Below are 12,541 nucleotides of genomic sequence, written 5' to 3'. Positions count from 1 at the left end.
GCCTCACCTGCCGAATCCGGTACTGCTGACGAGGCGTTCTCCCGCCGCGCCGGAGATGTCCTCGCCTCGGTCCGCGGCGTGCTGCTTGGCCGTATCGCCGTAGTGCCGGAACCCGATCACCTGGCCGTCCGCGTCGAAGGTCCACAGATGCAGTTCCTGATCGATGATCCGGCCGCCGTTGGGCAGGATCAGGTCCACTTCCACCTCGGCCACCACCCGGGCGCCGGTGCCGACGAGGTCGAGGAGCGTGAAGTCCTGCACCAGCCAGTGTGACAGCCGCTCGAAGAACGTCGTGACCTCGGCCGGAGCGCAGTCCCGGAGGTGGGCGATATCGCCGGTGAGGAATGCGGCGTACAGGGTGCAGACGGTATCGGCATTGCTGGGCTTACAGGCTGCGCACATGGGATCTCTCCGTCGAACGGTGATGGCTCCCATACATATTCGACCCCGCACCGGGTGACCGGCATCGGTCGATCGACCTATGCGCGCGGGGTTCGGCGGCCGGTATAGAGGGGGCTGACGCCGCGCGTTAATGCGCGGTGCGGGGGCGGCGATCCGGGGAGAGGAACTGTGCCGCAGCGTGATTCGGAAGAGAGTCGAAGCCACATGGGTAGACGCGAGAAGCCCGTCGGCGCGAGCGGGAGCCGACTGTCCGCCTTCGCGGAGGATCTGCGGAGTCTGCGCGCGGCCGCGGGAAATCCGTCGTACCGGCGAATGGCGGGAATCGTCATGTACTCGCCCTCCGTGCTGTCGGAGGCCGCGGGCGGGTACCGGCTGCCCACACTGCCGGTGACGCTGGCCTTCGTGAAGGCCTGCGACGGCGACATCGGCGCATGGGAGCGCCGCTGGCGAGCGGAGCGGGCGCGCGCGTCCCCGCCACTCACCGGCGAATCACCGGGCCCGGCTGAACCGGGCAGCGGCGAGGAGGCATCGCCCTCGGCACCAGGATCGGCCTCGGCAGCGGGCGGCGGGCCGACGTGGACGCCAGGATCGGCCGGGTCGGCGTGGACGCTGCGATCGGCGGGGTCGGCGTGGACGCCGGGATCGGCCGGGCTGGCGGGCGCGGGTATCGGGTGGCCGCGGCCCGCGCAATTGCCGGTCGCGCCACTCGATTTCGTCGGCCGGGAGGCGGAGTTCGAGGTGGTGACCGCACCGTACGAAGGCGTGGGCTCGCACGCGCCGCTGGTGATTCGTGGTCCGGTCGGGGTGGGCAAGACGGCGTTCGCGCTGCGGTACGCGCATCGGGCGGCGCCCGAATTCCCGGACGGGCAACTGTGGGCCGATATGTGCGGGACCACCGAGGACGCGCTCGCGGCCACGGACGTGCTGGGCGGTTTCCTGCTCGCGCTGGGGGTTCCGGCGGCCGCCGTCCCGGGTGACGCCACCCACCGGATCGGGCTGTACCGGTCGATTCTCGCGCAGCGCCGGGTGCTCGTGCTGCTGGACAATGTGCGCGACGAGGCTCAGGTGCGGCCGCTGCTGGCGCATACGCCGGCCAGCCGGGTCCTGGTCGTCAGCCGGTCCCGGCTGCTCGGGCTGGAGGGAGTGCGGCGGGTGATCATGGCGCCGCTGCCTCGAACCGAAGCCGTGGATCTGCTGCGCGTGCTCATCGGCGGCGAGCGGGTACGCGCCGAACCCGCCGCCGCACTACGAATCGCGGAGTTCTGCGGATATTTGCCGCTGGCCGTGACAGTGGCCGGGCGCAAGATCGCCGCGCAGCCGGGCCGCGGGCTGCGCGAGGTGGCCGAGCGCCTCGATGCCGGGGTGAATGTGGCCAACTGGTTGCGCATCGGCGATATCGGACTCGCGAATGCGCTACTGCCCGCCTATCTCTCGCTGCCGCCGCTGGGAAAGCATGTGGTGCATATGCTCGGTCGCGGCTGTGACGAGGTCACCCCGATCGGATTGGCGCGGCACCTGCACATATCGGTCGACGCCGCCGAGCACGTAATGGACACCCTGGTGGATAGCGGTCTGCTGCACCGGGTTTCGACGCCGGAGCGTTACATCATGCCCAGGCTGATCGGGAGCCTCCTGATGCAGGAAACCGGCCGTCTGGCCGAGCGGCGTATTCAGCAGGCCATCTTCTGAATTCGCGGCGCGGCGCGCGATGTCGTTCGATTGTTCGCGAACAGTTCGGCACCGCGATTCCGCCCTGCGCGCCGGTAGCGTTTCTCGAACTCGGAATTCGAATCGAACAGCGCGAAAAGAGGTTTGAGGTGACTCGAATCGACGAACGATCGGGGGTGTTCACCGCTCTGCGCGAAACCCCGGGGCCGGTGCGATATCTGCTCCTGGGCGTCCTGGTCAATCAGCTCGGGGCCTTCGTCCAGACCTATCTGGTGCTCTACCTGATCCACGCCGGATTCACCGTCGGCCGGGCCGGGCTGGCATTGACCGCCTACAGCGCGGGAGCGGTGTGCGGCACGGTCTTCGGCGGTGAGCTCACCCGACGGCTGGGCGCACGGAACACCATTGTCGCCGCGATGACCGGATCGGCCGCGGTGCTCGCGGTGATTCCGGTGCTCGCCGTACCCGGCCGGTTCGCTGCCCTGATGGCGGCGGTGGCGGTCGCCGGGCTGGCCACCCAGGCCCATCGGCCCGCCGCCGCACTGCTGCTGGGGGAGTTGACGCCGCGGGAGCATCGGGTGATGGCCTTCTCGATGCTGCGCATCGCGCTGAATCTGGGCGCCGCGCTGGCTCCGCTCCTCGCGGCCGTGGTGATTCTGATCGATTGGAACCTGCTGCTGTGGATCGACGCGCTGACGGCGCTGGGCTGTGCGGTGCTGGCCGGGGCGCTGCTGCCGTCGGTGGCCGTCCCGGTGGAAGACGCCGCCGCGCCACGGCATTCCGGATACGGGGTGATCTTCCGGGACCGGGGATTCCGGCTCCTGCTGATCTCGGTGTTGATCGGGGCGATCGTCTACGTGCAGTACACCGTCGCGTTGCCGCTGGAGATCACCGCGCGCGGTTTTCCGGCGGGGGTCTACAGCGCGGTACTCGTGACCTCGTCGGTGCTGCTCATCAGCCTCGAACTGAAGATCACCTCCTACGTCAAGCACTGGCGGCCCGCCGTCGCTGGCGGCCTGGGCACCCTGATCATGGGAGCCGGCGTTGCCGGGTATGTGTTCACGCGGTACGGGCCCGCGCCTGTTCTGCTGGCCACCACGGTCTTCGTGCTCGGCGTAATGATCAGCGGCCCAACCATATTCGCCTATCCTTCCACCTACGCGGCCCCCGTGCGGGCCCGGTACGTGACCGGCCACCAGGCGGTCTTCGGCCTGGGGCTGGCCGTGGGTCCCACCGTGGGCGTGCTGGCCTGGGAACGACTCCACACCGGGGTGTGGCCGCTGTTCGGCGTGTGCACCGTGGTCGCGGCCTGGTGCGCCTACGCTGGCATGCGCACCGGCACTGGGGAAGGCGGATCATGAGCCCGTCCGAGAACATCGCGAAACTCACCGAGCACCTCACCGCGCACCGGCGGGCGCGAATCGCGCAGCGATTGCACGACGATCAGATCGCCTGGCTGTCCACCGTCCGGCCCGACGGCCGACCGGAAACCGTGGCGGTGTGGTTCCTGCTGCTCGAGGACGGCACCCTCGTCGTGTACAGCCAGCCGAACAAGGTGAAGCTGCGCAATATCGCCACCAATCCGAATGTCGCACTGGCCCTGGACGACTCCGATCTGGGCCGGGACGTCGTGCGGATCGAGGGCACCGCGCGCTACGACGCCACGGTGTCGCCTCTCGATGAATTGCCCGCGTACGTCGCCAAATACGCGGAACGCATCGACCTGCTGTTCGGCACCCCGCGCGCCTTCGCCGACATGTTCTCCGAACCGATCGTGATCACCCCCACCCGGGTGCACTCCATCGACAGCGAGATCTGATCGGCGGTTGATGTTCGGTTGCGCGAACGGCTTTCGATCAACACGCGCACCGAATTCACTGACTGGGAGCTCATTCCAAATTCTCGACTCCCAGGTGGATGATTGTGATCGAACACGAAGTCGAAGTCCTCGCCCTCGGCGCGGGACCCGCGAATCTGGCCTTCGCCGTGGCCCTGGAGGAATCCGGAGCGCCCGGCCTGGCCGCGAATACCCTGCTGCTGGAGCAGCATCCGGATGTGAAATGGCAGCGGGATATGCTGCTGCCCTGGGCGCGCAGCCAGGTGTCGTTCGTGAAAGACCTGGTAACCCTGCGTAATCCGCGCAGCCGATTCTCCTTCCTGAACTTCCTGCACGAACACGACCGGCTCGACGAATTCGTGAATCTGTCCACCTTCCACCCGTACCGGTGGGAACTGTCGGATTATCAACAGTGGGTGGCGCATTCGCTGGAACTGGTGCGGGTGCGCCACGGCGCGCGAGCCGAGCGCATCGAACCACGCCGCACCCGCGACGGCCGGATCACCGGCTGGCTGGTGCGACTGGCGGGTGGTGACCGGATCGCCTGCCGCGACCTGGTTCTCGGCACCGGACGCGACGCGCGCATTCCGGATGTCTTCGCGGATCTGCCCGGCGACAGGGTGATTCACAGCACCCGGTACCGCTCGGGCATCGCCGCGCTGGATGCCGATCGACCGTGGCGGTCGGTGGTGGTGGGCGGCGCGCAGAGCGCGGCGGAGATGTTCCTGGCGCTGCACAGCGATCTGCCCTCCGGCACAACGACCCTGGTGCTGCGGTCCATCGGGCTGCAGAACTATCAGACCAGCAAATTCGTCAACGAGCTGTTCTACCCGTCGTTCGTCGACGAGTTCTACAACGCCGGCGCCGAGGCGCGCGCCCGCATCCTCGAGGAGGTGCATCTCACCAACTACGCGGGGCTGGCTCCACCGTTCCTGGACGAGCTGTACTCGAGGCAGTATCAGCAGAAGATGCTGGGGGAGAACCGCTCCCGCATCCGCGCCATGACCGACGTCGTGGCCGCGCGCACCGACGGTGACGACATCGTGCTGGATGTGCGGGATCTGCGCAGCGGGAAGACCGAATCGCTGCGCTGCGATGTGGTGCTGCTGGGGACCGGGTACGACCGGCGGATGCCCGCCCTGGTGCGCGACCTCGCCGCGCGGATCGGGCTCGACGAGATCCGGGTGAGCCGCCGCTATCGCCTCGAACTCGGCGAATCGGCCTGGGGTGGAATCTATTTGCAGGGTGTGAACGAGCGCACGCACGGCATCGCCGACAGTCTCATCAGCGTGCTGGCGCACCGGTCCCAGGACATCGTGGACGATCTGCTCGATCGCCGCGCGGCGGCGGAGGTGCGGTCGGCATGATCGAACTACGCCGCCTCGACCGCGACCAGCTGACCAGCGCCTACGGCGTGGATTCCGAACGACTGCTGCCCTGGGCCGCCCTCAACGCGCCGTTCGAGGGCGCATGGTGCGTCCTGGCCCCGGGCGGAGCCTCACAGCCGCACGCGCACCACGAGTACGAGCTGTTCATCGCCGTATCCGGGCGGGCCGTCCTCGAAGTAGACGGAGAGCGAAGGGATTTCGTCGCCGGTGACCTCGTGCATCTGCTGCCGGGGAGCACCCACAACGTTCGAAACGACAGTGCCACGGAATTCGAGTGGTACGCGGTGTGGTGGGATTCCGACCTGGCCGCGGGATTCCTCGCCCGGCACGCACGGGTGGAGCGCGCGTCATGACCAGCGTTCCCACCCTGCTCATCGCACCCGCACCCACCGCCAACGGGGACCTGCACCTCGGCCATATCGCCGGGCCGTTCCTGGCCGCCGACGTCTGCGCCCGCTATCTGCGGGCGACCGGACGCCCGGCCGTCCTCAGCAGCGGGGTGCAGGACACGCCGACCTTCGTGGTGACCACGGCCGACCGGCTCGGCACCACACCCGAACTGCTGGTGCGGCAGTCGGACATGGAGGTTCGCGCCAGCCTCGACGCGCTCGGAATCGATGTCGACGGGTATGTCGCCGGATGGGAGCAACGGTTCACGTCTTTCACCACCCGATTGTTCGAAACACTCTGCGGCAGAGGCATACTGGAGCCCCGGACGATGCTGCTCCCATACGCGCCGCGCACGGGTGAGTTTCTCGTGGACGCTCATATCACCGGGAACTGCCCGACCTGTCTGGCCGACAGCCGCGGCGGGCTGTGCGAGAGCTGCGGCCACGTCATCGTCGCGGCCGACCTGATCGACCTGCGCGCCACCCGGGACCCGGACGAGATCCTCGAACTGCGGCCGGTCGAAGTGCTCGCGCTGCCGGTGGAACGGTACCGGCCGCGCCTGCTCGCGCACTTCGACGCGGCGGCCGGGACGCTGCGACCGCACACCCGGCAGGTGATCGCCGAAATGCTGGCACGGCCGCTGGCGGACTTCCCGGTCACCTATCCGCTGTCGTGGGGGATCCCCGCACCCGGGCGGGCGGGGCAGGTGATCAATCCCAATGCCGAAGCGATCGCATGCACGCTGCACGCCGTCGCCCTCACCGCCGGAAAGCAGGACGGCGCAGCGGAAATCGTCTACTTCCTCGGTATCGACAATGTGTACCCGTTCGCCGTCGCCGGGCTGGCGCTGCTCATGGCATTGGACGAGCACGCGACGTTCCCGACCCTGTTCCTGACCAACGAGTTCTACGAACTCGAGCGTGAGAAGTTCTCCACCAGTCGCGGCCATCTGGTGTGGGCACGGGATCTGGCCGCAACAGTTCCACGGGACCTGATCCGATACCACCTGGCCGCCGACAGCCCGGAGCATCAGCGCACCAGCTTCTCGCACCGGGAACTTGCCGCGCTCACCCGGGTGCGGCTGGTGGAACCGTGGAATCGACTGGCGGAACGCGTGAATGCCTGCGTCGGACCGGAGGAACTCGCGGTGTCACGCCGATCCCGGCGCGAGGCGGCCCTCATGGTCGAACGCTTCACCCATGCCTACGAACTGCCGGGATTCAGCCTGGTCCGGATCGCCGAGACCATCACCCGGCAGCTGGTCCGCCTCGACCGGTCCGCGCTCACCGGCGGCGATCTGTGCCACCAGGTCGATGTGCTGTTGCGTTGCGCCGCACCGGTGCTGATCGACCTGGCCCACGCGCTGCCGGATCGGGGTTTCGGCGGCGCGGAGCGTACGTCGATCACACCGGTGGCGCTGCCGCTGCTGGAGCCGGCGGAGGCGGTCGGGTGAGCACCGTGGTCATCGTCGGCGGCGGCATCACGGGCCTGCTGACCGCCGTGCACTGCGCCCGCGACGGGCACCGGGTGACCGTGGTCGAGCGCGGACCGCTGCCGAACCCGGAATCCAGTTCGTTCGACCAGCATCGGGTGCTGCGCGCGCCGGCTCCCGGCTCGGGACCGGAACTGCACCAGCATTGGCTGCGACTGCAGACCCTGCTCGGCGGCCGGTTCTATCGCCGCGTCGGCGTGGTCACCGGATGGCCCGCCGACCGGATCGGCGCGGCCGTGCGGGCGGCCCGGCAGGCCGGGGTGCGCCTCCGCGTCGAAGCACCGGACACGCTGCCGCACATCGTATTTCCCGCCGGATACGTCGGCGTGCGCGAGCTGGACGCCGGGGTCCTGCTCGCCGACCGGGTGCTACGGGCGGCCGTGCGCTGGCTCCGGAACCAGCCCGGGGTGATGCTGCGCTCCGGCTGCGAGGTCAGCGGTGTCGACACCGCCGCCGCCCGGGTTGTCCTCGCCGACGGCAAAGTTCTGGCCGGAGACACGGTCCTGGTCGCCGCGGGAATCCACACCCGAGAACTGGTACCGGTCCCCACGGTCCTGTACCGCCAGACCGTCGCCTACGTGCACCCACCCGCCGACCTGCGCACCTGGTGGGAGCACGCGCCGAGCGTCGGTGCCGCCGGCACGGACGGCCGGCGCTGGCTGGTGCCACCGGGCGATGGCACCCTCCTGAAGCTCAGCTCCAGCGCCCTGTGCCGCGTGGTCGGCACACCGCACGAATCCACCGAACCCGACCGCGCCGCCGCCCACGACTGCCGCGAATCCGTACTGGCCCAACCCCATCGCTATCCGATCGCGGCACTGAAGCACTGCCACTACACCACCGACCCCCGCACCGGTGCGGGCGCACTCGACCAACTCGGACCGGCGGTTTGGGCCCGCGCGGCCACCGGAGGCGATGGCTTCCGCACCGCACCCTTGATCGCCGAGCGCATCGCCGCAGTTGTCAGGCCCGGCCTGGCGGCCTGATCGCTGCGCGCCGCAACCCACCGAAAACCTGTGACACCAAGGAATCTCTGTGAACCCCTACGCGGATACGCTGCTGGCCATCGGCAGCGGACTCGAACCCTATCGCAAATATCTCGCCCGTTCCGTGCACGCGCGCGCCCGGGAACTCGGCCTGAATCTGGTGCTGCTCAACAATATCGAGCCCACCTGGCAGCGCAACTACTTCGACGAGTTCGCCGTCGCGAACCTCTTCGACCACGAGCAGTTGCGGGCACGCGGCCGCGAGATCGCCAGGCGGCGTTCGGTGGTTGGACTGCTGTGCTGGGATGAACCGCTCGTGCAGCCCGCTGCCGACCTCGCCGCCGAACTGGGCGTGCCGGGACTGAGCCCGGAGGGGGTGCGCGGGTGTCGCGACAAACACCGCACCCGCACCGCACTGACGGCGGCGGGGCTGCTGCAGCCCGGCTTCCAGCTGACGCGTTCGCTCGACGAGGCGCGGCGGGCCGCCGATCGGATCGGCTATCCGGTGGTGGTGAAACCGCAGGCGCTCGGCGCGAGCATGGGCGTCGTACTCGTCGGCGACGCAATGGAATTGGCGGCCGCGTTCGATACCGCCGCCGGAGCCAGCGCGATCGGTGACGCACCGTTTCGCGGCACGGCGCTGGTCGAGGAGTACGCCGTCGGACCGGAAATCAGCATCGACGCCGCCGTGGACCAGGGCGAGTACCTGCCGATGTTCGTGGCGCGCAAGCGAACCGGGCACGAACCCTACTTCGAGGAGATCGGCCACACCGTCGACGCCGCCGATCCGCTGCTGCACGACGCGGAACTCATCCGCACTCTCGCACAGGCACACCGGGTGCTGGGCGTGGAGAACGGCATCACCCACAGCGAAGTCCGGCTGACCGCGCGCGGCCCGCTGATCATCGAGGTGAACGGCAGACTCGGCGGCGACCTCATCCCATTCCTCGGGCACATCGCCACCGGCGTCGATCCCGGGGCGGTACTCGTCGATATCGCCACCGGGCGTCGCCCCACCGTCCGCCCGACCCGAAACGTGGTGGCGGGCATCCGATTCGGTTACCCGCGCCAGGACTGCCGCGTGCGATCGGTCACCGTCCCCGCCCATGCCACCGGACTGGTCACCGCCGCCCCCATGGTGGAACCCGGTGCCGAACTACGCCTCCCGCCCGGCGGCTACATCGCCCGCCACTCCTTCGTGGTGTGCGAGGCCGCCACCGCGGACCACTGTGACGAATTGCTGGACACCGCAGTGACTCTCGTCGAACTCGACGCCGACCCCTTGGAGCCGATCGTCGCCGGAGACCCCTTCACCCTGCCCGCCGGACTACTGGACGCAGACGCATGATCGACTACAACGGCCGCCGCTTCCACAATCCCGACGCCGCCGACGGCGTGATCGCCCGCTACCACCAGCGCGACGACCTGGTGTGGGGATACTTCAGCGGCGGCGCGGTCCGGCGCGGCAGCGTCACCGGACTGTGCGGGCCGGACGCGGCGCTGCGGCTGGTCTACACCATGGTGCTCGCCGATGGCACGCTGGTCGCCGGACGCACCCATTCGACCGTCGAGTACACCAGCGACGGCCGACTGCGGCTGCGCGAGGAATGGGAACGGTTCGGTGCGTCCGCCACGACCGGCATCTCCTACCTGGAGGAGATCCGATGACGCGGGACTCGGCGGTGGCCGGGCTCGCCGCTCGGCTCGCCGGGACGGTCCTGATGCCCGGCGATCCGGGATTCGACACGGCGACAACACCTTTCAATGCGCGGAACGCCGACTCGCGACCGGAGCTCGTGGCGCGGGTGCGTGATACCGCCGATGTGGCGCACGCTGTCGAGTGGGCGCACGCGACGGGAGTTCCCGTGGTGCCACGTGGCGGCGGCCACAGCTATGCGGGATACAGCAGCGGGCCGGGGCTGGTGGTGGATCTGCGGCAGCTCGACGCGGTGTGCGTGGAGGCGGCGACCGGGCGGGTGACCGTCGGCGGCGGGGTGCGTACCGGGGCGATCTACGCGGCATTGCAGCGCCACGATCTGGCGTTCCCCCTGGGGAATTCGGAGCAGGTGGGGATCGGCGGGCTCACGCTCGGCGGGGGCGTTGCGGCCGTGTCGCGGGCGTTCGGGCTCACCGCCGACAGCCTGGTGAGCACCGAGCTCGTGCTCGCTGATGGCAGTGTCCGGACCTGCGGTGCCACCGAGAACGCGGAGCTGTTCTGGGCCTGCCGGGGCGGGGGTGGCGGAAACTTCGGCGTGAACACCTCGTTCACGTTCCAGGCGAGAAGGGCGGTGCCCAGCGCCACCTGCTTGCTGCTGTGGGATCGGCGCGACGCCCAGGAGGTGCTGGCCGTCATGCAGGAGATCATGGCCGCCGCCCCGGACGAGTTCGCCGCGCGCATCGGACTGAGCCGGGCGGGTGCGCGTCGTGGAACCGTATCGGTGGTGGGGCAGTACCTCGGTGCGGCCGCCGAACTGCGCGATCTGCTCGCGCCCGTGCTGGTGCGGTCGCGCCCCGGGCACGTCGAGATCGCCGATCGCACCTACTGGGAGGCCAAGGACTTCCTGCGCCACGAGACCTCCGGTGATCCGTTCGCCGTCCGGACCCGGTGCACGCCGAAGCCCCTGGCGGACAAGGGAATCGAGGCGATCACGGCCGCCGTGGACCGGTGGCCGGGCAGCGCCAACCCCGATGGCGCGGGGGTGGCGCTGTTCACGTGGGGCGGCGCCGTCAACCGGATCCCGGTGGGCGACAGCGCATTCCCGCACCGCGATACGCTGTTCCTCGTCTCCATGGACACCTCCTGGTCACGTCGCGACGCACGGTGCGTCGTCCGCCGCAACCTCGCCTGGCTCGACGAGCTGTACGAGGAGATGGGCGAATACGCCACCGACGCCGCATACGTGAACTTCACCGATCCTGCGCTGCACAACTGGCGCACCGCCTATTACGGTCCCAATCTCGCCCGCCTGTGTGAGATCAAGCGCCGCTACGACCCCGACCGCGTCTTCGATTTCCCGCAGGCGCTGTGAGCACGAGCCCGGTCTTCATCCGACCGCAAACGAACCGTCCGGCCCAGCGCAATATTCATGCGCGATCTTGAACATGCCCGTCACAGAGGAAGGAATCGGAGTCAAACGAATGTCGTTGCCTGACATCAGCCGGATGGACCGCTATCCGACCCGCACGGCCGAACCCCTGCCGCATATCGACCGGTCCGACCCCACGGTGTGGGGAACCATCGAGACGGCGACGCTGAGCGATTTCGAGGCCGACGGCTTCGCGATCCTCGACGCGCTGCTCGATCCCATGGAGGTCGCCGATTTCACCGCCGAGATCGACCGGCTGACCCGCGACCCGGACCTGTGGCTGGACGACCGGCTGATCATCGAGAAGTCCGCGCGCCGCGTGCGGTCCATCTTCGAGGTGCACCGCCTCAGCACCGCCATCGCGGAGCTGGTGCGCGAGACGCGGATCGCGGGCCTGGCCCGGCAGATCCTCGGCTCCGAGGTGTACCTGCATCAGAGCCGGGTCAATATGATGCCGGGCTTCGCGGGTACCGGATTCTACTGGCACTCGGATTTCGAGACCTGGCACGCCGAGGACGGGATGCCCGCCCCGCGCGCGGTGAGCCTGTCCATCGCGCTGACCGACAACCACCCCTTCAACGGCAGCCTCATGGTCATGCCCGGATCGCACCGCACCTTCGTCCCGTGCCACGGGCGCACGCCTGCCGAACATTTCCGGGAATCGTTGCGGGAGCAGCAGATCGGCGTCCCCACCCAGGCCGATATCGCCGAATTGGCCAACAAGCACGGCATCCGGCAGTTCACCGGCCCGGCCGGGTCGGCGCTGCTGTTCGACTCCAACATCATGCACGCCTCGTCGAACAACATCACGCCGTTCCCGCGCTCGAATATCTTCCTGGTGTTCAACAGTGTGGAGAACACCCTGGGCGCACCCTACGGGGCCGACGCACCGCGACCGACCTACATCGGCAGCCGGGACTTCACTCCCGTCCGGTGACCGGCCGCGTGCTCTACGCTGACGACATGACGGAACGCAAGGTGTCGCTGTGGAGCAGAGATGGCCTGTATATCGATGCGGCCCTGCGTGATTCGGGCGCACTGGTGATCGAGGGCCAGCACCTGCGCGGCGGCGGGGAGTACGAGTACGCCCTGACCGTCGCGGCGGACCAGGTGCCCGTGGTGGTCGCCGCGCTCGGCGGCGACGCCGACGCCGATGTGCTCGACCTGCTGCACGCCAACGCCGAACCCATCGTCCGGCGCGGCGAGAAGGGCTGGCTCGAAAGTATCGGCGTCACAGTCGGATTCTGGTCGCACGGCAACTGGGCGGACCTGTTCGACGAGTGAGACGCCAC

At 68.9% G+C, this 12,541-nt stretch carries 13 protein-coding genes; 12 read left to right on the top strand and 1 reads right to left on the bottom strand.

Annotated elements, in window-relative coordinates; translation table 11 throughout:
• Nucleotides 1–3 precede the first annotated feature (3 nt).
• Nucleotides 4–402: a nuclear transport factor 2 family protein gene (locus tag JK358_RS04535; RefSeq protein WP_201943958.1), complete on the bottom strand. Its 399-nt coding sequence runs from the start codon at nt 400–402 to the stop codon at nt 4–6.
• 204 nt (nt 403–606) lie between these two features.
• On the opposite strand from JK358_RS04535, the gene JK358_RS04530 reads away from it, so the two are divergent.
• The 12 genes from JK358_RS04530 (at nt 607) to JK358_RS04475 (ending at nt 12,533) form a co-directional block, all read left to right on the top strand.
• Nucleotides 607–2,091 (top strand): ATP-binding protein, encoded by a 1,485-nt coding sequence (locus JK358_RS04530; protein ID WP_201943956.1) that lies wholly within the window; start codon nt 607–609, stop codon nt 2,089–2,091.
• Nucleotides 2,092–2,219: 128 nt separating this feature from the next.
• A complete protein-coding gene (locus JK358_RS04525; protein ID WP_201943954.1) occupies nt 2,220–3,431 on the top strand; it encodes an MFS transporter in 1,212 nt (403 codons plus the stop codon).
• Nucleotides 3,428–3,889, top strand: a complete 462-nt coding sequence (locus tag JK358_RS04520; RefSeq protein ID WP_201943952.1) for a TIGR03667 family PPOX class F420-dependent oxidoreductase — start codon at nt 3,428–3,430, stop codon at nt 3,887–3,889. Before JK358_RS04525 ends, JK358_RS04520 begins: the two co-directional genes overlap by 4 nt.
• Nucleotides 3,890–3,993: 104 nt before the next feature.
• On the top strand, nt 3,994–5,274 hold the full coding sequence (locus JK358_RS04515; protein WP_201943944.1) for a lysine N(6)-hydroxylase/L-ornithine N(5)-oxygenase family protein: 1,281 nt from the start codon (nt 3,994–3,996) through the stop codon (nt 5,272–5,274).
• Entirely contained in the window at nt 5,271–5,648 is a 378-nt protein-coding gene (locus JK358_RS04510; protein ID WP_201943942.1) for a cupin domain-containing protein, read from the top strand. Before JK358_RS04515 ends, JK358_RS04510 begins: the two co-directional genes overlap by 4 nt.
• On the top strand, nt 5,645–7,138 hold the full coding sequence (locus JK358_RS04505) for a class I tRNA ligase family protein (RefSeq protein ID WP_201943940.1): 1,494 nt from the start codon (nt 5,645–5,647) through the stop codon (nt 7,136–7,138). Before JK358_RS04510 ends, JK358_RS04505 begins: the two co-directional genes overlap by 4 nt.
• Nucleotides 7,135–8,163, top strand: coding sequence for an NAD(P)/FAD-dependent oxidoreductase (locus JK358_RS04500; protein WP_201943938.1), 1,029 nt, complete (start codon nt 7,135–7,137; stop codon nt 8,161–8,163). The genes JK358_RS04505 and JK358_RS04500 overlap by 4 nt, the downstream gene beginning before the upstream one ends.
• A 49-nt stretch (nt 8,164–8,212) precedes the next feature.
• Complete coding sequence (locus JK358_RS04495) at nt 8,213–9,511, top strand: ATP-grasp domain-containing protein (protein ID WP_201943936.1); 1,299 nt, start codon at nt 8,213–8,215, stop codon at nt 9,509–9,511.
• Nucleotides 9,508–9,831, top strand: coding sequence for an avidin-fold protein (locus JK358_RS04490; RefSeq protein ID WP_201943934.1), 324 nt, complete (start codon nt 9,508–9,510; stop codon nt 9,829–9,831). Before JK358_RS04495 ends, JK358_RS04490 begins: the two co-directional genes overlap by 4 nt.
• Nucleotides 9,828–11,192, top strand: a complete 1,365-nt coding sequence (locus tag JK358_RS04485; protein ID WP_201943932.1) for an FAD-binding oxidoreductase — start codon at nt 9,828–9,830, stop codon at nt 11,190–11,192. Before JK358_RS04490 ends, JK358_RS04485 begins: the two co-directional genes overlap by 4 nt.
• A 109-nt stretch (nt 11,193–11,301) precedes the next feature.
• On the top strand, nt 11,302–12,186 hold the full coding sequence (gene thpD / locus JK358_RS04480; RefSeq protein ID WP_201943930.1) for an ectoine hydroxylase: 885 nt from the start codon (nt 11,302–11,304) through the stop codon (nt 12,184–12,186).
• A gap of 26 nt (nt 12,187–12,212) precedes the next feature.
• Nucleotides 12,213–12,533: a hypothetical protein gene (locus JK358_RS04475; RefSeq protein ID WP_201943928.1), complete on the top strand. Its 321-nt coding sequence runs from the start codon at nt 12,213–12,215 to the stop codon at nt 12,531–12,533.
• Nucleotides 12,534–12,541: the final 8 nt, after the last annotated feature.

Origin of the sequence: Nocardia acididurans (genome assembly GCF_016741815.1) — a bacterium.
Lineage (GTDB): Bacteria > Actinomycetota > Actinomycetes > Mycobacteriales > Mycobacteriaceae > Nocardia > Nocardia acididurans.
This window is presented reverse-complemented; position numbering and strand designations above follow the sequence as displayed.

What these genes read in the sequence shown, in the direction of transcription:
- JK358_RS04530 (WP_201943956.1), top strand. Translation starts at nt 607, where the DNA reads ATGGGTAGACGCGAGAAGCCCGTCGGCGCGAGCGGGAGCCGACTGTCC.
- JK358_RS04475 (WP_201943928.1), top strand. Translation starts at nt 12,213, where the DNA reads ATGACGGAACGCAAGGTGTCGCTGTGGAGCAGAGATGGCCTGTATATC.
- thpD (WP_201943930.1), top strand. Translation starts at nt 11,302, where the DNA reads ATGTCGTTGCCTGACATCAGCCGGATGGACCGCTATCCGACCCGCACG.
- JK358_RS04520 (WP_201943952.1), top strand. Translation starts at nt 3,428, where the DNA reads ATGAGCCCGTCCGAGAACATCGCGAAACTCACCGAGCACCTCACCGCG.
- JK358_RS04485 (WP_201943932.1), top strand. Translation starts at nt 9,828, where the DNA reads ATGACGCGGGACTCGGCGGTGGCCGGGCTCGCCGCTCGGCTCGCCGGG.
- JK358_RS04535 (WP_201943958.1), bottom strand. Translation starts at nt 402, where the DNA reads ATGTGCGCAGCCTGTAAGCCCAGCAATGCCGATACCGTCTGCACCCTG.
- JK358_RS04505 (WP_201943940.1), top strand. Translation starts at nt 5,645, where the DNA reads ATGACCAGCGTTCCCACCCTGCTCATCGCACCCGCACCCACCGCCAAC.
- JK358_RS04510 (WP_201943942.1), top strand. Translation starts at nt 5,271, where the DNA reads ATGATCGAACTACGCCGCCTCGACCGCGACCAGCTGACCAGCGCCTAC.
- JK358_RS04490 (WP_201943934.1), top strand. Translation starts at nt 9,508, where the DNA reads ATGATCGACTACAACGGCCGCCGCTTCCACAATCCCGACGCCGCCGAC.